Origin of the sequence: Wielerella bovis (assembly GCF_022354465.1) — a bacterium.
GTDB lineage: Bacteria > Pseudomonadota > Gammaproteobacteria > Burkholderiales > Neisseriaceae > Wielerella > Wielerella bovis.
This window is the reverse complement of record NZ_CP092361.1, coordinates 2103392-2123638: the sequence shown is the minus strand read 5'-3', so window position 1 is coordinate 2123638 and position 20247 is coordinate 2103392. Positions and strand designations below refer to the sequence as shown.

The window sequence follows — 20247 nt, the reverse complement described above, 5'->3', positions numbered from 1 at the left end:
CCTGTATTCATAAGATTGATGGTTTGATTTTATTGCCAATTTTTTCGGATACAAGGCGACTTTTCATGCCAATATTGAACATATTGGCATGAAAAGCCAACGCAGTAGGCGCATGAAGTGGCGATAAAAGCAGGCTATTAAGATTATGAATACAGGTTCTAATATTTCTCATATTTATCAAACTATTGTTTTAATCTAAAAATTGGATGCGAGTATCTGATCTATGAGTTTTCAGGCTGCCTTCAAACCTTTCTGAATCCGCAGCCAACACGTCCATAGTAATGCCACGCAAGCCAACCACATGGCAATATCCCACCAAATATTCAGACTGCCAAAAACGGCATACCAAACCGCCAATGCGCCGATAAAAAATGCGCGGTCGCTTTTGCCAAAACCATCGTATCGCCGACCATTTTGTCCATGCACTTGCCCCAATGCACCGATGGTTTCGGTCATTGCTGCCAACCAAATAAACAAACCGATTTGCAAACCACTCAACGGCACGACAAATGCAAATGGCAAATACAATGCTGCATCGGCTGCGATGTCGGTGATTTCGTTGAGATAGCCGCCCAGCGCGGATTGTTGCCCAAATTCTCGCGCCAATATGCCGTCTATCGCGTTCAATGCCATGCGTACAAATAACCAAATGGGCAGCAACCAAAATAGCACGGAATATTGCGCCAATAACGCCAACACGCCGCCCAATAATAGTGAGATGCCGCACGCAAACAGCGTTACTTGATTGGCGGTGATGCCACGCGCTGCCAAGCGGCGTACCATCGGGCGCAGGAGATTTTGGAAACGGGGTTTTAAGCTGTATAAATTCATGATGTTGTCTGATTCAATTAAGAAAACACATCTTAACGGATTTTATAAGTAAAATTCAATCAAAAAGGCAGCCTGAAAACATTTTCAGGCTGCCTATATTTATTTTAATTATTTATATTCAACAGGTTTTAACAAACCAGCTTGACCGCGTGCGGGGTCAGTTTCATACGCTGCCATTGCATCAGCAACAGTCATACCCAATGCTTTGGCAACGCCTTCACCATAAGCTGGGTCGCAAGCATAGCAGTTGCGAATGTGGCGGTATTTGATGAAATCCAAAGCATCGCCCATGCCTGCGGCGGTGTTGTTGAGCAAAGATTGTTTTTCTTTGTCGGTCATCAAGTTGAACAAGGCGCGTGGTTGGCTGAAATAATCGTTGTCATCTTGACGATAATCCCAGTGCGCTGCGTCGCCATTGATTTTCAATGGTGGCTCGGCAAATTGCGCTTGTTCTTGCCATTGGCTGAAACTGTTTGGTTCGTAGTGAATGGTGCTGCCGTAGTTGCCATCAACACGACCTTGACCATCACGCGCATTGCTGTGAACGGGGCAACGTGGCGCATTCACAGGAATTTGATGGTGGTTTACGCCCAAGCGGTAGCGTTGCGCGTCTGCATAGTTAAACAAACGTGCTTGCAACATACGGTCTGGGGATACGCTGATACCCGGAACCAAATTGCTTGGTGCAAACGCAGATTGTTCTACATCGGCAAAGAAGTTGTCAGGATTGCGGTTCAATTCCATTACGCCCACTTCAATTAGTGGATATTGTTTTTTAGACCAAACTTTAGTCAAATCAAATGGATGGAAATCTACTTTTTCGGCTTCTGCTTCAGGCATCACTTGAATGTACAAAGTCCATTTCGGGAAATCGCCTTTTTCAATGCTTTCATACAAATCGCGTTGATGGCTTTCGCGGTCATTTGCGATAATGGCGGCGGCTTCTTCGTTGGTCAAGTTTTTAATGCCTTGTTGGGTGCGGAAATGGAATTTCACCCAAAAACGCTCATTATTGGCGTTAATCAAGCTGTAAGTGTGTGAACCATAACCATGCATATGGCGGTAAGTCGCTGGAATACCGCGTTCAGACATCACGATGGTTACTTGGTGGAAGGCTTCTGGCAACAAAGTCCAAAAATCCCAGTTATTGGTTGCACTACGCATATTGGTGCGTGGGTCGCGTTTTACCGCTTTATTTAAATCAGGGAATTTGCGTGGGTCGCGCAAGAAGAAAACAGGGGTATTGTTGCCCACCATATCCCAGTTGCCTTGTTCGGTATAGAATTTTACGGCGAAACCGCGAATATCGCGTTCTGCATCAGCTGCGCCACGCTCGCCTGCTACGGTAGTGAAACGAGCGAACAATTCGGTTTCTTTGCCCACTTCGCTGAAAATAGCGGCTTTGGTGTATTGCGTGATGTCATTGGTTACAGTGAATTTACCGAATGCGCCCGAACCTTTGGCATGCATACGGCGTTCTGGAATCACTTCGCGCACGAAGTTTGCCAATTTTTCGTTCAACCACAAATCTTGTGCCAACAATGGACCGCGCGCGCCTGCGGTCATAGAATTTTGGTTATCAACAACAGGTGCGCCGTTGTTCATGGTGAGGTGGGTTACAGGACATTTATTTTGAGACATAATGTTTCCTTATCGCTTGGTTAAAATTGATTGAGATATTCAATAATTCGCATCATACACAAAAAATAAAACTATTAAAACTAACTTTATGATTTGATATTTTTATAACTAGATAACAAATAAAAGGCAGCCTGAAAGTTTCAGGCTGCCTGAATAGATTTTGTAGAAGTTTCAAGCTGTAAATATTATACAAAATTGATTATTTAGCAAAATATTGTTTGTATAAACGGTCATACGTTCCATCTAGTTTAATTTGTGCCAAACCTGCGTTCAATTTATTTAATAATTCGGTATCATTTTTACGCACCGCAAAACCATAATCAAATTTAGGCAAGCTGTCATCAGTGATGATACGGACTTTTTCATTAGGATATTGTTTTTCATAATATTTCAATGGTCCAGCGTCATCGATAATGGCTTCATTTTCATTGGATACAACGCTTTTCCAAAGTAACCAAGAAGTTTTAGCTGATTGAGAATTAGATGTGTCTACACCAAATTGTCTCGCAAATTTTTCTGATAAAGAGCCTTTTTGGAAACCGACTTTACGTGCTTTTAAATCGGCAAAACTTTTGATAGGTGAATCTTCAGGAACCAATGCAGCGATAGAAGTCTGAAAATAAGTATCAGAAAAGCCCCATTTTTGTTGGCGTTCTTCGGTAATACTCAAACCTGCACTAATAATATCAGCACGATTGCTATCCAATGTATCAAAAATACCTTCCCATGTATGCGGTTCAAAAGTCAGCGTGAAACCTTGTTTAGCAGCAATAGCGTTGAGTAAATCGTATTCAAAACCACTGATTTTTTTGTTTTCATCGCGCATGATAAATGGCGCATAATTGCTTACTTCGGATACAACACGATAAGTAGGCTTGCTTGCATTTTCAGTAGTGGCTGGTGGTGTTTGGTTAGAAGATTCAGCTTGTTTAGTATTATCTGAACATGCTGTAACACCTAATACCATGAGAGATAATAGAATTTTTTTCATAATTAAGTTTCTCCTATATTTAGAACTGTATTCATAATTTTAATAGTTTGTTTTTGTCATCACTTTATTAAGTCTGCTGCCTTGTATTCGTAGGTATGGCAATAGAATCAAGCCATCCAATTTCAGAACATAAGTGCTTATAGTGAAATATTTGCAGAATTGAATATAAGAACTCGTATTCACAATCTTAATAGCTTGCTTTTATCGCCACTTTATGCGCCTACTGCGTTGGCTTTTCATGCCAATATGTTCAATATTGACGTGGGAAACCGCCTTGTATTCGCAAGAATGTCAATAAAATCAAGCCACCAATCTTATGAATACAGGTTCTAAGTTTGTACGCCTAGTACAAAGCATATCCAAAATTAAGTGATGGATAAAGAAGTTATATCTTGAATGGTTGTAATGCCTCTAGAATTTCAGGATATAACTTAAGTAACGCGAGTTCGGGATAAGAAATAAATTAAGCATTTGTTTTAATAAAAAATCTTCCGTAGGGTGGGTGCTTGCACCCACGAGTTTACCGTAGCATTATTGAGAATTTGATTTCAGGCTGCCTGAACATGGTGGATGCAAGCACCCACTCTACGCAAGTCATTTATTTTCATAGAATTTTTAATTTTTCTTATCCCGAGTTCGCGTTAAGTAAAGTTTATTGCTGTAAAATAAACTTTGATTTATTAATGCATATATAATGTATTAATGCGGTATTATTATACCTTTTATAAATAAAGTTGGGAATATTTTTTAAAAAAATAAGATATAAAAATTGACAAATTACTCTATTTTGGTAACTAAAAACCTATGTAAAATCTATTTTAAATTTTGATTTAAAAGAATTAAATATGCTGAGTGAAGTACTTACAAAACTCAAAATCGTAGATTGGATACTTGTATCCAACGTTTCAAATTCAAACAAATGGTTGCTGGTATGAAAGATGTCGGATTCAGAAGTCCAAATTTTTACAAAGGTTTCGGACTATGACTTCAGGCGGCCTGAAAGGATTTTGTAACGGCTTCATTATGTATTGCCATTAATCTGTAGAAGTTACAATAAATTAGGATAATGATAGAAAGTGAGAGAATAACGATACTTGAGAGTGATTTGTTTGAGTTTGTGGGGGCGTTCAAAAGAAAGATAATACGGCGTTGTTAGGAGTTGATGACAATTCGTTCACGATTAGATTTTGCGCTAAATTCGCCAAAATATGCGTTGAAATACGCGCCAATGAATAATATTAGCTCACATTTTGCCTTAAATTTGGTAAATTCATCTGCAAAATCAGCTCAGCATTGCGTTCGAATTGTCATTATTCTCAAATTAAGAACCTGTATTCATAAGATTGGTGGCTTGATTTTATTGACACACTTGTGAATACAAGGCAACTTTTCATGCCAATATTGAACATATTGGCATGAAAGCCAACGCAGTGGGCGCATGAAGTGGCGATAAAAGCAAGCTATTAAGATTGTGAATACAGGTTCTAAGATTACTGCGCAAAATATTGTTGATACAAGCGGTCATATGTTCCGTCTTGTTTGATTTGTGCTAAACCTGCATTCAATTTATTTAATAATTCGGCATCGGTTTTACGCACTGCAAAACCATAATCAAATTTCGGCAAACTATCATCAGTAATGATACGAACTTTTTCGTTAGGATACTGTTTTTCATAATATTTCAATGGGCCTACATCATCTATAATAGCTTCATTTCCATTGGATACAATGCTTTTCCATCGCAACCAAGAAGTATTAGATGGTTGTGAATTGGAGAGGTCTGCGCCAAATTGTTTTGCAAATTGTTCTGATAACGCCCCTTTTTGAAAGCCAACTTTACGCGCTTTTAAATCAGCAAAACTTTTGATGGGGGAATTTTCTGGAACCAATGCAGCAATAGAAGTTTGGAAATAAGCATCAGAAAAGCTCCATTTTTGTTTACGCTCTTCGGTGATACTCAGACCAGCGCTAATAATATCAGCACGATTGCTATCTAATGTATCAAAAATACCTTCCCATGTATGCGGTTCAAAAGTCAGCGTAAAACCTTGTTTGGCAGCAATGGCATTGAGTAAATCGTATTCAAAGCCACTGATTTTTTTGTTTTCATCGCGCATAATGAATGGTGCGTAGCTTACTTCGGATACGACACGATAAGAGGGTTTATTTGTGCTTTCTGCGGTTGTTTGTGTGGTGGTAGGAGATTCAGCTTGTTTAGTATTGTCTGAACAGGCTGCGACACCTAATACCATGAGGGAGAGTAGAACTTTTTTCATAATGGTTTCTCCTATATTTATGATGAAATATTTACAGAATTGAACATAAGTTTGTACTTCTGGTACAAAGCATTTTCAATCTGCGGTGGATTAAAAGCCATATTCTGAAAGTATCATGCTGAAATTTAATCAAAACTTATTCCTCAATCTTGATAATAAGTAAGAAGTTATATTGGTTTTAAGGTTTTAATCATTTTCTCATTAAATTTTCAGGATATAACTCAACGAAAGTTTGCTTGCGACAAGCAAAATTAATGTATTAATATATAATGTATTAATATATAATGTATTAATATATAATGTATTAATATATAATGTATTAATATATAATGTATTAATGCTGTGCTATTATACCTTATTTGCATTAAATTGAGAATATTTGTAAAAAATAAAATAGCGTAATTTATAGTCATTTCAAATATAGTGGATTCACTAAATCAGGACAAGGCGACAGCGACCGCCGTGTATAGTCAGTACATAAGGGAGCTGGCAATGCTGTACTGGTTTAAATTGAATTCACTATACAAATAGTACGGCGTTGTCGTCTTATCTGTAGTTAATTTGAAATAACTATAAATTACGCTATTTTCAGGCTGCCTTTATTTATTCATTCGGCAACAATTCCACATAAACTGCACGTTCTTGTGTCAGCAATTTGGCAGCCGCTTGAATATCTGCCGCGCTGACTTGGTTGATGCGGCGGCGGATTTCATCTTCATCGCTGTGCGCAAAACCAACATTTTCCAGCGTGCCAATTAAATTAGCGCGCTTGTCCAGTTCATCTTTGCTGTAAATGGCATTGCTTTGCTCAATCGTGCGAGCGCGTTGTAATTCTTCTTCCGTTATGCCATTTTGTGCCACTTCCGCGATTTCCGCTTCAATCGCTGCTTTCAATTTTGCCAGCGACACACCGTCCGCAGGCGTGGCAGAAATCGTCCACATTTGCGGTTGTCGTGCCAACAACGCGTAATAAGTACCCACATTTTGCGCGATTTCCTGTCCACGCACCAAATTTTTGCTGAATCGCGCTGCGCTGTGTCCGTCCAACACATTGGTCAGCATATCCAACGCGTAAGGCAACGTTTCGTCCAATTTTTGCAAATGCGGCACGCGATAAGCCAGCATCATCATTGGCTGTTTGGTCGTACCACGCGCAATTTTGCTGACAGGCTGGGTGCGTGTCATCACTTCGCTGATATTTTGTCGCGCAGGCAAAGGACGTTTTTTCAGGCTGCCAAAATACTGTTCGGCTTGCGTAAACACGGTTTCAGGCTGCACATCGCCAATCACTATCAATGTGGCATTATTCGGCGCATACCATTGACGATACCAACGGCGCAAATCATTGGCTTTTAAGCGATGCAAATCTTTCATTTCGCCAATTACGCTGGTTTTATTGGGCGATTTTTGCCACGCAGTTTGCAACAAGGTTTCGTGCAACAAACCTTCGGGGCTGTCATCAATCCGCATACGGCGTTCTTCGCGTATCACTTTCATTTCATTATCAAAATCCGCATCGCTGAAATTCAAATTTGCCATGCGGTCGGCTTCCAATTCCAATACTTTGGGCAAATGTTGCGCAGCGATAGTAACGTGATACACCGTTTCTTCGGTAGATGTGTAGGCATTTTCTTCGCCGCCCAATGCGGAAATGCGGCTGCTGTATTCGCCCGCTGGCACGGATTGTGTGCCTTTGAACATCATGTGTTCCAACGCGTGGCTCAAACCCGTTTTGCCTGCAAATTCATCTGCGCTGCCGACTTTGTACCATAATTGTGTCAATACAACTGGGGCGCGATGGTCTTCTTGTACGATGATTTGCATACCATTGGACAAAGTGCGTTTCACGGTTTCCGCGTGGCTGCTCAATGCGGTGGCAAGCAATAATAAAGCAAGGGTTTTTTGAAACATGGGATAAACTTTCGGGAAAATAAACAAAATAGGGTTTAGTTTGGTCAAAATAATGATTTTCAGGCTGCCTTACAGTACACGACAAAAATCTTTGGGCTGCCTGAAACCTGTCCCCTCCCCCGTCTGGCGGGGGAGGGTAGGGTGGGGGAGGTTCTTTGATTTTCAGAAAAATAAATTTGTTTCCACTGATTTTTCCCCCACCCTAGCCCTCCCCCGCCAGACGGGGGAGGGGATAGATTGTTGGTAAAATTAAAAATTGTCGTGTACTGAAAGGCTGCCTGAAATAATATTTAATATGATGAAAATGCTGTTTGAAAGCCTCATTTTCGCATACAATCGCGCTTTTCCATTCAAGGCAGCCTGAAAAATATGTTGAGCCAAATTTTAGACTTTATCCTGCATATAGACAAACATTTAGTTTCCCTTGCCGCGCAATATGGCATTTGGATACTTGCCATTGTGTTCATCATCGTGTTTTGCGAAACAGGTTTGGTGGTTACACCGTTTTTACCGGGCGATTCGTTGCTGTTTGCCGCTGGCGCAGTTGCCGCGTCATCACAAGGCAGCCTGAATGTACATATATTGGTGGGTGTATTATTGGTGGCGGCGATTTTGGGCGATGCGGTCAATTTTATGATTGGCAAATTTTTTGGCGACAAATTGTTTACCAATCCCAACAGCAAAATCTTCAAACAAGAATATTTAGACAAAACCCATGCGTTTTATGAAAAATACGGCGGCAAAACCATTATTTTGGCGCGATTTGTGCCGATTGTGCGAACATTTGCCCCCTTTGTCGCGGGCATGGGACACATGAATTATGGCAAATTTTTGCGTTACAACGTGATTGGTGGCATCGTGTGGGTGGTGTCGCTGACTTATTTGGGTTATGCGTTTGGCAATCACGAATTGGTTAAAAAGAATTTTGGCTTGGTGGTGATTGCGATTATTGTGATTTCGGTGTTGCCAATGGTCATTGAAATTGCGCGCGCAAAATGGAAAAAATAAGTTTTGGATAATTTTCAGGCTGCCTTTTGGAATAAAAGGCAGCCTGAAACCTTATTTTTCTTCTGTCATTGGTAAAATGGCGTGCTGTACAGGGCGCGCACTGTGATAATGCGTGTTTTGCGAAGCCGCGCCTTCGGTGTAATAAATACCCGTACCAGTTGGATAGCGTTGGCGTAGGCGAGTATGCCCATCTTCGGTTTGATAAGTTTCCCATGTGCAAGCGGATAGGGCGAGTGTGGCGAAAATACCCAATAAAATCGGTTTCATCGTGCGTTCCTTGTGTTGAGTGGTTGGACAAAATTATAGTCGCTTAAAATTAAAAATACTACGGCGTTGTTGCCTTGTCCTATTTTTATTTTAAGCGACTATATATACCAAATAAATTGTTTTCAGGCTGCCTAGATGAATGAGGCAGCCTGAAAAACGTTTTTTCATATAATTGCATGATGCAAGACGCGATTTGCTATAATCACATTTTCTATTTCTGCCTATTTTTAAAGAGTGCATTATGAGCCATTTCGCAGCAAATATCCCCGAATATACCCAAGTGCCACGTCATGTTGCTGTGATTATGGACGGCAACGGACGCTGGGCAAAAAAACGGCTGATGCCACGCATGGTGGGACACAAACGCGGTTTGGACGTATTGGAAGACATGGTGCGCGTGTGCAGCGAAGCAGGTGTATCGTATTTAACCGTATTCGCTTTTTCCACCGAAAATTGGCGTCGTCCAGCCGAAGAAGTATCGTTTTTGATGGGCTTATTTTTGGTAGCATTGCAGAAAAAAGTGATTGAAATGAACAAAAATGGTGTGCGTTTGCGCGTGATTGGCGACCGTAGCCGTTTTTCGCCCGAAATTCAGCAAAGCATTGTAGATGCGGAGCAATTAACCGCTAATAATACGGGCATTACGCTGACGATTGCGGCAGATTACGGTGGCAGATGGGATATTGTTCAGGCTGCCAATGCTTTGATTGCCGAAGGAAAAACTAAAATCAATGAAGCCGACATTAGCCAAAAATTGATGCTTGCCGATGCACCCGAACCTGATTTGTTTATCCGCACGGGTGGCGAAACACGCATTAGCAATTTTATGTTGTGGCAAATGGCATACGCAGAATTTTATTTTACTGATGTACTATGGCCTGATTTTGATGCAGCAGAAATGCACAAGGCATTTGCATCATTTCAACAACGTGAACGCCGTTTTGGGCGGACATCGGAACAATTACCAACCGAGCAACAGCGCGTGTGAATGCAAACAAGAGAATTTATTAAAGGCAGCCTGAAAACTTTTTCAGGCTGCCTTTTATTCGGGGCTAATTATATTTTGTGCATAATTATTTGAATAAAATGAGACACATTTAAATGATTAATCCCTGCTCCCCATTTCCCTTTTTGTAGGACTTAAATTTTTTAGTGATGACTATGACCAATTTGGAAAGTCAAAGTGGAATAATTGGCAATTTTTTGACACACTTTTTGGTCTGGGAAATCCATTTTATGTTCTACATTGGCTTTCCAGAAACCTTGACGCAAAGGAATAATGGATACTGTACCATCATCTGCGGTGGTGTCTGAGAATGCTTGTGCTTCCACTTTGTGTGTTCTGCTGCGGTCGCTGGTGTCAAAACCGTCAAAAGTTGCGGTTAAAGTAACGTTAGGCAAAGGCTCACCGTTTAGCAATACTTTCACTTTGAATCGGTCGCCAACGTGAATATTGGCAGGATTATCCAATGGCACGATTTCTAACATATGCCCAACGGGGCGGGTAATAATTGCTGTATCCGCGCTGTCGTGTCCCACATTCACAATGTTTTTGCCATACATGCGTGTTTGTTCGCAATAAGTCGCATCTGTCATTTGCGTCATGTTTTCACGTTTCCAGCCTGCCGCATTTTTTGACCAGAAAGTGGGTTGATATTCTGCAACAACCAAATAACTGCCATCTGCCACAGGTTTTGCACTTTGATATTGATAGTTATACATGCCTTTGCGTATCAAATTTTGCTTACCTTTTTCGGTAATGAGTTGCAAAGGTTTGAAAATATCCAAGCGTTCTTTGGCGATTGGTTCAAATTCAGGAAATTCGCCATAACCCAATTCCGCTTTCAAAATTTCGCCACCATGTGTGTGGTCGGTGGAAACCCAAACACGGTGTGAATGAGCAGAGAATGCAGTTGCACACAAAATGGCAGTCAGCAACAATTTTTTCATAATCTTCCCTTTATATTGATAGAGTAAACAAATTCAATGTTATATTGTAACAAGTAATTTGTAAAGTATTTTTCAGGCAGCCTTAAAAATAAAAAAAGGCAGCCTGAAAATAAGGCTGCCCAAATCTTGATAAAGGAAAAGTACGTCAATGAAAAACTGTTAGAGCAATTATATCAAAGTCAATGTTCTACGACAATGGAAGATGTAATAGCGGCTTTATTGGCTGCTGGATTATCACCCAAAAACGAGCTGGCTAAATCAGCGCAGCAACCGCAACAAGTTGCCACGCCCAAACTATCTTTTAAATCGGTTAAAGTAGATGCGCCCAAAGCAACAGCTTCTTTGATTTTGTGGTCAGAAATAGCGTTACAAATGCAAACGTACATGGTGTGTGTCCTAAATAAAAAATATAATGAGAATGGCTATTAATTTCTTTGCTAATGATAATGGACTTCATTTGGATTAGCAATAGCTGTTGTTAATTTTTGTTATGATTGTTGCAAACATGCAAAATCGCCTACAATTCGTTTGGGCTTTCAGGCTGCCTTGCAGTACACGATAATTTTTTGAAATAACCACGAATCTGTCCCCTCCCCTCGACAGCGGTTGAGGGGACAGATTTCAGGTCATATTAAAGATTTGTGTCGCGTACCGTAAGGCAGCCTGAAAACAATCAACACCTTATTATTTTTCAGGCTGCCTATTGATTTTGCATATAAAATGCAGCCTGAAAACTTTAACCCTATGAAATTACAAAAATGTTTTTATCTGACCAAAATTCCCACGCATCGTTATTAAATAATTTGAACAATGAACAACTTGCCGCCGTAACCTATCCGCCGCAATCCACGCTGGTGTTGGCAGGTGCAGGTTCGGGCAAAACGCGCGTTTTGACCACGCGCATTGCATGGTTGCTGCAAAACGGCATGGCAAATGTGCACAGCATCATGGCGGTTACGTTTACCAACAAGGCGGCAAAAGAAATGCAAACGCGCTTGGGTGCGATGTTGCCGATTAATTTACGCGCCATGTGGTTGGGGACGTTTCATGGTTTGTGTCATCGTTTTTTGCGTTTGCATTATCGTGATGCAGGTTTGCCGCAAACGTTCCAGATTTTGGATACGCAAGACCAGTTGTCGCTGATTAAACGTATGCTCAAACAAATGAATATTGCCGAAGAAACGCTGGCACCGCGTGTTTTGATGGGATTTATCAATGCACAAAAAGAAAACGGTTTGCGTTCAGGCAGCCTGAATGCGCCCGACCCGCATACGCAACGTTTGATTATGTGTTATGCCGAATACGAAAAAATCTGTCAGCGTGAAGGCGTGGTGGATTTTGCTGAATTGATGTTGCGTAGTTATGAAATCTTGAATGCCAACGATGTGTTGCGGATGCATTATCAACAGCGTTTCAATCATATTTTGGTGGACGAATTTCAAGATACAAATAAGTTGCAATATGCGTGGCTGAAATTGCTGGCAGGTGAACACGCAGCGATTTTTGCGGTGGGCGATGATGACCAGTCTATTTATCGTTTTCGTGGCGCGAATGTGGGCAATATGGCGGATTTGATGCGTGAGTTTCGCATTGAGCAGCCGATTAAATTGGAACAAAATTATCGTTCGGTGGGTAATATTTTGGCGGCGGCGAATGCGGTAATTGAGAACAATGAAGAGCGTTTGGGCAAAAATCTGCATACCGAAGCAGAGCAGGGCGACAAAATTCGCTTTTTGTCGGCATTCAATGATTTTGAAGAAGCGCAATTTATTGTGGACGAGGCGCGAAATCTGCAACGCGATGGTTGGCGGCTTGACCAAATTGCGGTTTTATATCGCAGCAACGCGCAATCGCGTGTGATTGAGCAGCAACTGTTTCAGGCTGCCATTCCGTATAAAATTTATGGTGGTTTGCGTTTTTATGAACGGCAGGAAGTCAAACATGCATTGGCGTATTTGCGTTTGGCGGTGAATCCCGATGACGATAATGCTTTGTTGCGCGTAATCAATTTTCCGCCGCGTGGCATTGGTACGCGCACGGTGGAAAATATTCAGGCGGCGGCAGAACAAAATGGTGTGAGTTTATTTCAGGCTGCCTGTGCGATGGGCGCGAAAACGGCAAAAGTGGGTGCGTTTGTGAAATTGATTGATGGTTTGCGTGAACAAGTTGGCGAGTTGGCATTGCCTGAAATCTTGCAAAATATTTTGGACGACAGCGGTTTGTATCAACATTATCAATCGCAAAAACAAGTTTCCGAACAAGAACGTACGGAAAACTTGGACGAATTAATCAACGCGGCGCATTTTTTTAAACCTGAAGAGAGTTTGTTTGAAATGCAGCCTGAAAATGAACATGAGCGTGATGCGTTTCCGATTCTGGCGTTTTTGAGTAACGCATCGCTGGAAAGTGGCGAAAATCAGGCGCAAAATGGACAAGAAGCGGTGCAGTTGATGACGGTTCATGCGGCGAAAGGTTTGGAATTTGATGCGGTTTTTTTGAGTGGCATGGAAGAGGGGCGTTTCCCCAGCGAGTTGAGTTTGAATGAACGCGGTGGTTTGCAGGAAGAGCGACGTTTAATGTATGTGGCGATTACGCGTGCGCGCAAACGTTTGTACATCAGCATGGCGCAACAGCGAATGCTGTATGGGCATACGGAATTTTCTACCGTGTCGCGTTTTGTGGAAGAAATTCCTGAAACCTTGTTGCATCATTTATCTGCACCGAAAACACAGTATGGCAACTCGTTTTCAGGCAGCCTGAAAACGCATAGGCAGCCTGAAAGCACGATTATCAGCACGCAAAAAGAACGTGAGTATGATGGGTATCATCTGGGCGACAATGTGCGCCATGCGAAATTTGGCGTGGGTGTGATTATTAATGCGGTGGATAAAGGAAAGAGTGCGCGTTTAACCATCAATTTTGGTAAACAGGGAATCAAGGAATTGGATAGCGCGGTGGCGAAATTGGAGAAATTGTAGTGGATAGGCAGCCTGAAAAGGGGTTAAGGGCGTTGTGATTATGTTGCGTGGGCAACGAGTTGCCCACCATACTTGCTTATTAAAATGTTTTTCAGGCTGCCTATTTTAATCATGCAGCCTGAAAACATTTATTTTTGATAGAATGATGACCATTGTTTAAAAATCAATCACAACGGGAAATCATCATGAAACCAGTCGCATTGTCTATATGGATATTGACAGCTTTTTTGGCAGCGTGTGGCGGACAATCTACTCATGAAAATGCCGTGCAACAAAGTATGGCAGCAGAAAGTGCGCCCACAGTTGCTGCGCCAACGATGACTATGGATATGGCAGCTTCTGCGCCAATAGCAGTGGAATCGTCTGCGCCCAATCAATCTTCTATTCAAACGGTTGTTAGCCATGCACAGTCTGCTCATCGTCCATTTGTGGTTACGGCAGATTTGACTTTTCGCACTGATGATGTTCGCAAAACGATAGTGGCGATTGAGCAACTTGCGACACAACAGGGTGGTTTTGTTGTTTCCAATCAAACGCGTAGCGAGATTGTTGCCAAAGAGACGTTTAAGCAAAATGATGGTATGGTGTTGCAAATTGAGCGTTATACCAGTTGGTCGGAATTGATGGTTCGCATTCCACGCGAAAAAGCGCAGGTGTTTTTACATGGTTTGCAAGCGCACATCACTTTGTTGGAGCAACACAATTACAATGCCCAAGATGTTGCTTCAAGTGTGCAACGCGAAATTTTGACGGCACAACGTGAACACGATAAAAGCCAAGCTTTACAACAGCTTAATCAACAAAGTAAAAACAATCCGCATACCGACCGCGCACAAATAATAAACAATCAATTTGCGGCGCGTGAACGCCAAGACGAAGCCAAAATCCAGCAAGCAGAATGGCAAGATAAGGTGGATTATGCGACCATTTCTTTGCGTTTCAGCCAGCCTGAAAATGTAGTTAAATCACTGATTGTGGACAGTAAAGCCCTCGCAGCGCAGCATCGCCCATCATTTGGCGCAGCAGTGAAACAGGCTTTGATGTCTAGCGGACATTTATTATTGGATATATTGTTGTTTGGTTTGCGAACTTGGTTTGTATGGTTGGGATTGGTGGTGTTGTGGCTGTGGTGGGGCAGAGATTTTGGTAAGAATAACAAGAATGAGAAACAGTAATTTTTACATGGATTGAAGTAGAATGTGGCGTGTACCATTCGTCGTTTTTCCAAAATATTTAAATATTTTGAGTAAGTGGTATGCGCTCTACAAAAATTAAAATCTGCTCTAATTTATTGTTGTTTCATTTAATTTTCCTTTTCAATAGCGTAGAGTGCGCAGTATGTTAAATAGCTATCAATCATAACATTTGGTGTGAAAAAGCGGACTTATGTATCCTGAATTTTTTCAGGCAGCCTGAAACGCTTGAATATCACAAACTTATTGACAAAAAAACATTTTATTAGTCATAATATACGGCTTGCTGACAATTCCGTTAGCAAGCTATTTTTAATCAACAGGAATAAAAAAATATGCCTACTATTAATCAATTAGTTCGCAAGGGTCGTCAAAAACCCGTTTATGTGAACAAAGTACCTGCGCTGGAAGCTTGCCCACAAAAACGTGGCGTTTGCACCCGCGTGTACACTACAACCCCTAAAAAACCAAACTCCGCTTTGCGTAAAGTATGTAAAGTGCGTTTGACCAACGGTTTTGAAGTGATTTCATACATCGGCGGTGAAGGTCATAACTTGCAAGAACACAGCGTGGTATTGATTCGCGGTGGTCGTGTAAAAGACTTGCCAGGTGTACGTTACCACACCGTACGCGGTTCTTTGGACACCGCAGGCGTGAAAGACCGTAAACAAGCGCGTTCTAAATACGGTGCAAAACGTCCTAAATAAACGGTTATTTAAGTTTATTTAATTCATTATTATTTTTTATTAAAACTGGCACGTCGGCTGCCTGAAAAAACTTCACAGCCGAGTAAGTGATGGTTTCTTCATAAATCATCATGGGAATGCCCCAACTGAATAGAATTGGAATAATTATGCCACGTCGCAGAGAAGTCCCTAAACGCAACGTATTGCCTGACCCAAAATTCGGCAGCGTTGAATTGACTAAATTTATGAACGTTTTGATGATTGACGGTAAAAAAGCCGTTGCCGAACGCATTGTGTACGGCGCATTGGAACAAATCGCTAAAAAAGTTCAAGGCAAAGAAGCCATTGAAGTATTCAATGAAGCCATTGCTAACGCTAAACCCATCGTGGAAGTGAAAAGTCGCCGCGTAGGTGGTGCAAACTACCAAGTTCCTGTTGAAGTTCGTGCTGACCGCCGTTTGGCGTTGGCAATGCGTTGGGTGCGTGATGCAGCCCGTAAACGTGGCGAAAAATCTATGGATTTGCGTTTGGCTGGTGAATTGATTGATGCTGCCGAAGGTCGTGGTGGTGCAATGAAAAAACGCGAAGAAGTGCATCGCATGGCAGAAGCCAACAAAGCCTTCTCTCATTTCCGTTTCTAATTTTGAGAGGACATTAAAATGGCACGTAAAACTCCTATTAGCTTGTACCGCAATATCGGTATTTCTGCCCACATTGACGCGGGTAAAACCACCACCACAGAACGCATTTTGTTCTACACAGGTTTGACACACAAATTGGGCGAAGTACATGACGGTGCAGCCACTACCGACTACATGGAACAAGAACAAGAGCGCGGCATCACGATTACGTCTGCTGCCGTGACTTCTTACTGGTCTGGTATGGCGAAACAGTTTAAAGAACACCGCTTTAACATCATTGATACCCCCGGACACGTTGACTTTACCGTAGAAGTAGAACGCTCTATGCGCGTTTTGGACGGTGCGGTAATGGTTTACTGTGCGGTGGGCGGCGTTCAACCGCAGTCTGAAACTGTATGGCGTCAAGCCAACAAATACAAAGTGCCACGTTTGGCATTTGTAAACAAAATGGACCGTCAAGGTGCGAACTTCTTCCGCGTGGTAGAACAAATGCGTACGCGCTTGCGTGCTAATCCTGTACCGATTGTGATTCCTGTGGGCGCAGAAGACGCTTTTGAAGGCGTAGTAGATTTGTTGAACATGAAAGCCATTATTTGGAACGAAGCCGACAAAGGTGTAACTTTTGAATATGGCGACATTCCTGCTGATTTGGTGGCGACTGCCGAAGAATGGCGTCAAAACATGATTGAAGCCGCAGCCGAAGCCAACGAAGAATTGATGGACAAATACTTGGGTGGCGAAGAGTTGAGCGAAGATGAAATCATCTCTGCTTTGCGTACGCGCACTTTGGCTGGCGAAATTCAGCCTATGTTCTGCGGTTCTGCGTTCAAAAACAAAGGTGTACAACGCATGTTGGACGGCGTGGTGCAATTCTTGCCTGCACCTACCGATATTCCACCTGTACAAGGTGTAAACCCTGCAACTGATGAAGCGGATAGCCGTGAAGCCAGCGATGATGCGAAATTCTCCGCTTTGGCATTCAAAATGTTGAACGACAAATACGTGGGTAACTTGACCTTTATCCGCGTTTACTCTGGCGTGGTGAAATCAGGCGACACCGTGATTAACTCGGTTAAAGGCACGCGCGAGCGCATTGGTCGTTTGGTACAAATGACGGCTGCTGACCGTACTGAAATTGAAGAAGTACGCGCGGGCGACATCGCTGCCGCAATCGGTTTGAAAGACGTAACAACTGGTGAAACTTTGTGTGCGGAAGACGCACCCATCATCTTGGAACGCATGGAATTCCCAGAGCCAGTAATCCACGTTGCCGTTGAGCCAAAAACCAAAGCCGACCAAGAAAAAATGGGTATCGCTTTGAACCGTTTGGCAAAAGAAGACCCATCTTTCCGCGTTCGTACCGATGAAGAATCAGGTCAAACCATTATTTCAGGTATGGGCGAGTTGCACTTGGAAATCATCGTTGACCGCATGAAACGCGAATTTGGCGTAGAGGCCAACGTGGGCGCGCCACAAGTGGCATACCGCGAAACCATTCGCAAAGCCGTTAAAGCCGAACACAAACACGCGAAACAATCTGGTGGTAAAGGTCAATACGGTCACGTTGTGATTGAAATGGAACCTATGGAACCAGGTGGCGCAGGCTACGAGTTCATTGACGAGATTAAAGGTGGTGTGATTCCACGCGAATTTATCCCGTCTGTGGACAAAGGTATCCGCGACACATTGTCTAACGGTGTGGTAGCAGGCTACCCAGTAGTAGACGTGCGTATCCGTTTGGTATTCGGTTCTTACCATGATGTGGACTCTTCACAATTGGCGTTTGAATTGGCTGCTTCACAAGCGTTTAAAGAAGGTATGCGTCAAGCATCGCCTGCTTTGTTGGAGCCAATCATGGCGGTTGAAGTGGAAACCCCAGAAGACTACATGGGCGATGTAATGGGCGATTTGAACCGTCGTCGCGGCATCGTATTGGGTATGGACGATGACGGTATTGGCGGCAAGAAAGTTCGCGCCGAAGTGCCTTTGGCAGAAATGTTTGGTTACTCAACTGACTTGCGTTCTGCGACACAAGGTCGTGCTACCTACTCTATGGAGTTTGCGAAATACGCGGAAGCGCCTGCTAATGTAGCTGCAGAAGTAACTGCTGCTCGTAAAGGTTAATTTCCGTTTGCTAAATAGATAATAGGCAGCCTAAAATGTTTTCATAAACATTTCAGGCTGCCTATATTATTTTTTATACTGTACCTGCATCAATCACGCCCAAATCCACCAAGCCGCGATAAATGCCATCATCATCAATCGCAGGGCAAACATAATCCGCCACCGCTTTTAATTCAGGTACGGCATTGCCCATCGCCACGCCGAATCCCACTGTTTGCAACATTTGCATATCATTGGGTCCATCGCCAAATGCCATCGCATCGCTCATCTGCAAACCCAATTTGCCTAAAGCTGCCTCAATGCCACGCGCTTTTGAACCCGATGCTTGCAACAAATCAATCGCATGCGGATGCCAACGAATGATTTGGTCGTCTTGCGGCAACAAGGGGCGCACCGCATCATTTTGCGCTTCGGTATAAAACACCAGCATTTGATAAATATCGTAACGCTCGTGCGCTGCAGGGTCGTGCGCGTAAGGCAGTTGCAACGCAGCCAACGCAGCAGCAGAATGCTCATCTTCCAACACGGTAAATAAACCTTCGCGTGCAACAAATGCGTGCGCAATCTGGTGCGCTTTCAGGCTGCCTGTTAATTCGGCAACTTTTTGTTTATCCACAGGAAAAGCAGCCAGCTTTTCGCAACGATAAGCAACATATTGCCCATTGATGGACACAATCATATCAATGCCGCATTCTTCAATGACCGCCAAGATTTTTTCAGGCAGCACAGCAATCGTACGCCCTGTTGCAATCGCGGTCATAATGCCTTGTTGTTTTAGCGCACGCAGCGCGATTTTGGCGGATTCTGGCACACGCTGCTCGCCATGATTGATGTACAACGTTTCATCAATGTCAAAAAACACGATTTTGGGCTTGGGTTGGGTCATAAAAATAACTCCTTGGGAATGGTACAAATCGGGATAGGTTGGATTTTGTGTTGCGTGGCACGATTGAGTTTGACAAATATATCAAATACTTCCTGCTCACGTCCGCTAAATTGTTCGCGTGATGCGCCTGCGCTGTGTTGCGCCATTGCCCATTCCAATTCGGGATACGTTGCGCCCATCTGTTGTTCATCGGTGCGTTCGCTATCCCACAAACCATCGGTGGGCGCGGCAGCCTGAATACTGGGTAAAATAGCTAATTCTTTTGCGATTTCATATACCTGTGTTTTGAGCAAATCGGCAATCGGACTAATATCCACGCCACCATCACCATATTTGGTGAAAAAACCTACGCCAAAATCTTCCACCTTATTGCCTGTGCCTGCGACCAGTAAGCCATTGATTTGTCCGTAATAATACAAAGTGGTCATACGCAAACGCGAGCGCGTATTTGCCATCGCTAAATCTTGATTGGCGTGTTTCAGGCTGCCTGATAAGACAGTGCGTTCAAATTGTTCAAAAGTGGGCGTTAAATCCACCGTTTCGCCGCGAACATTGGGAAATTGTGCGGACAAGGCGGCGATGTGTGCGGCGGCGCGGTCAAATTGGTCGGCTTTTTGGCGAATTGGCATATTCAGCAACAAAACGTCCAGCCCTGTTTTTGCACACAAAGTGGACACCACAGCTGAATCAATCCCACCTGATACGCCGACCACAAAGCCTTTGACACGCGCTTGTGTGGCATAATCGTGCAGCCATGTTACGATGTGTTGAATAATCGCTTGGGTTTGCATAGGTAAAATCTCGTGTAAAAAGTTGGAATATAACGCGGTTTCAGGCTGCGTGAAAGGATTTTTTAATACAGCC

Annotated in this window: 17 protein-coding genes; 7 read left to right on the top strand and 10 right to left on the bottom strand. The window is 42.9% G+C overall.

Features of this window, described 5'->3' with window-relative positions; translation table 11 throughout:
- Positions 1-231 precede the first annotated feature (231 nt).
- From MIS45_RS10330 to MIS45_RS10310, 5 genes are all read right to left on the bottom strand, one after another.
- Positions 232-831, bottom strand: a complete 600-nt coding sequence (locus MIS45_RS10330; RefSeq protein WP_249450476.1) for a CDP-alcohol phosphatidyltransferase family protein — start codon at positions 829-831, stop codon at positions 232-234.
- Between the two features lie 108 nt (positions 832-939).
- On the bottom strand, positions 940-2472 hold the full coding sequence (locus MIS45_RS10325; RefSeq protein ID WP_249450475.1) for a catalase: 1533 nt from the start codon (positions 2470-2472) through the stop codon (positions 940-942).
- Positions 2473-2671: 199 nt separating this feature from the next.
- Positions 2672-3463 (bottom strand): transporter substrate-binding domain-containing protein, encoded by a 792-nt coding sequence (locus MIS45_RS10320; protein ID WP_249450474.1) that lies wholly within the window; start codon positions 3461-3463, stop codon positions 2672-2674.
- A 1490-nt stretch (positions 3464-4953) separates the two neighbouring features.
- Positions 4954-5739: a transporter substrate-binding domain-containing protein gene (locus MIS45_RS10315; protein WP_249446856.1), complete on the bottom strand. Its 786-nt coding sequence runs from the start codon at positions 5737-5739 to the stop codon at positions 4954-4956.
- Between the two features lie 603 nt (positions 5740-6342).
- Positions 6343-7698: a M16 family metallopeptidase gene (locus MIS45_RS10310; RefSeq protein ID WP_346766861.1), complete on the bottom strand. Its 1356-nt coding sequence runs from the start codon at positions 7696-7698 to the stop codon at positions 6343-6345.
- Positions 7699-8019: 321 nt separating this feature from the next.
- On the opposite strand from MIS45_RS10310, the gene MIS45_RS10305 reads away from it, so the two are divergent.
- Positions 8020-8658: a DedA family protein gene (locus tag MIS45_RS10305; protein WP_249450473.1), complete on the top strand. Its 639-nt coding sequence runs from the start codon at positions 8020-8022 to the stop codon at positions 8656-8658.
- A 51-nt stretch (positions 8659-8709) separates the two neighbouring features.
- Here the strand turns inward: MIS45_RS10305 and MIS45_RS10300 are convergent, their stop codons facing one another.
- On the bottom strand, positions 8710-8925 hold the full coding sequence (locus MIS45_RS10300; protein WP_249442548.1) for a membrane lipoprotein lipid attachment site-containing protein: 216 nt from the start codon (positions 8923-8925) through the stop codon (positions 8710-8712).
- 241 nt (positions 8926-9166) lie between these two features.
- On the opposite strand from MIS45_RS10300, the gene uppS reads away from it, so the two are divergent.
- Positions 9167-9913, top strand: coding sequence for an undecaprenyl pyrophosphate synthase (gene uppS, locus MIS45_RS10295; RefSeq protein WP_249446853.1), 747 nt, complete (start codon positions 9167-9169; stop codon positions 9911-9913).
- A gap of 161 nt (positions 9914-10074) precedes the next feature.
- Here the strand turns inward: uppS and MIS45_RS10290 are convergent, their stop codons facing one another.
- On the bottom strand, positions 10075-10878 hold the full coding sequence (locus tag MIS45_RS10290) for a DUF4198 domain-containing protein (RefSeq protein ID WP_430472172.1): 804 nt from the start codon (positions 10876-10878) through the stop codon (positions 10075-10077).
- Positions 10879-11054: 176 nt separating this feature from the next.
- Positions 11055-11261: a (2Fe-2S)-binding protein gene (locus tag MIS45_RS10285; RefSeq protein WP_249446851.1), complete on the bottom strand. Its 207-nt coding sequence runs from the start codon at positions 11259-11261 to the stop codon at positions 11055-11057.
- A 372-nt stretch (positions 11262-11633) separates the two neighbouring features.
- On the opposite strand from MIS45_RS10285, the gene MIS45_RS10280 reads away from it, so the two are divergent.
- From MIS45_RS10280 to fusA, 5 genes are all read left to right on the top strand, one after another.
- Complete coding sequence (locus MIS45_RS10280) at positions 11634-13853, top strand: 3'-5' exonuclease (RefSeq protein ID WP_249450471.1); 2220 nt, start codon at positions 11634-11636, stop codon at positions 13851-13853.
- 185 nt (positions 13854-14038) lie between these two features.
- Positions 14039-15028 carry a DUF4349 domain-containing protein gene (locus MIS45_RS10275; RefSeq protein ID WP_249450470.1) on the top strand — a complete coding sequence of 330 codons (990 nt, stop codon included), beginning with the start codon at positions 14039-14041 and terminating at the stop codon, positions 15026-15028.
- 353 nt (positions 15029-15381) lie between these two features.
- The gene (gene rpsL / locus MIS45_RS10270; RefSeq protein WP_002218431.1) at positions 15382-15753 is read left to right on the top strand and encodes a 30S ribosomal protein S12; all 372 of its coding nucleotides are present in this window, start codon (positions 15382-15384) and stop codon (positions 15751-15753) included.
- Between the two features lie 146 nt (positions 15754-15899).
- Positions 15900-16373 (top strand): 30S ribosomal protein S7, encoded by a 474-nt coding sequence (gene rpsG, locus MIS45_RS10265; RefSeq protein WP_249443853.1) that lies wholly within the window; start codon positions 15900-15902, stop codon positions 16371-16373.
- Between the two features lie 18 nt (positions 16374-16391).
- A complete protein-coding gene (gene fusA / locus MIS45_RS10260) occupies positions 16392-18497 on the top strand; it encodes an elongation factor G (protein ID WP_249450469.1) in 2106 nt (701 codons plus the stop codon).
- Positions 18498-18570: 73 nt separating this feature from the next.
- Here the strand turns inward: fusA and MIS45_RS10255 are convergent, their stop codons facing one another.
- Positions 18571-19383: a Cof-type HAD-IIB family hydrolase gene (locus tag MIS45_RS10255; RefSeq protein WP_249450468.1), complete on the bottom strand. Its 813-nt coding sequence runs from the start codon at positions 19381-19383 to the stop codon at positions 18571-18573.
- A complete protein-coding gene (gene nadE / locus MIS45_RS10250) occupies positions 19380-20174 on the bottom strand; it encodes an NAD(+) synthase (protein WP_249451382.1) in 795 nt (264 codons plus the stop codon). The genes MIS45_RS10255 and nadE overlap by 4 nt, the downstream gene beginning before the upstream one ends.
- Between the last annotated feature and the right edge of the window lie 73 nt (positions 20175-20247).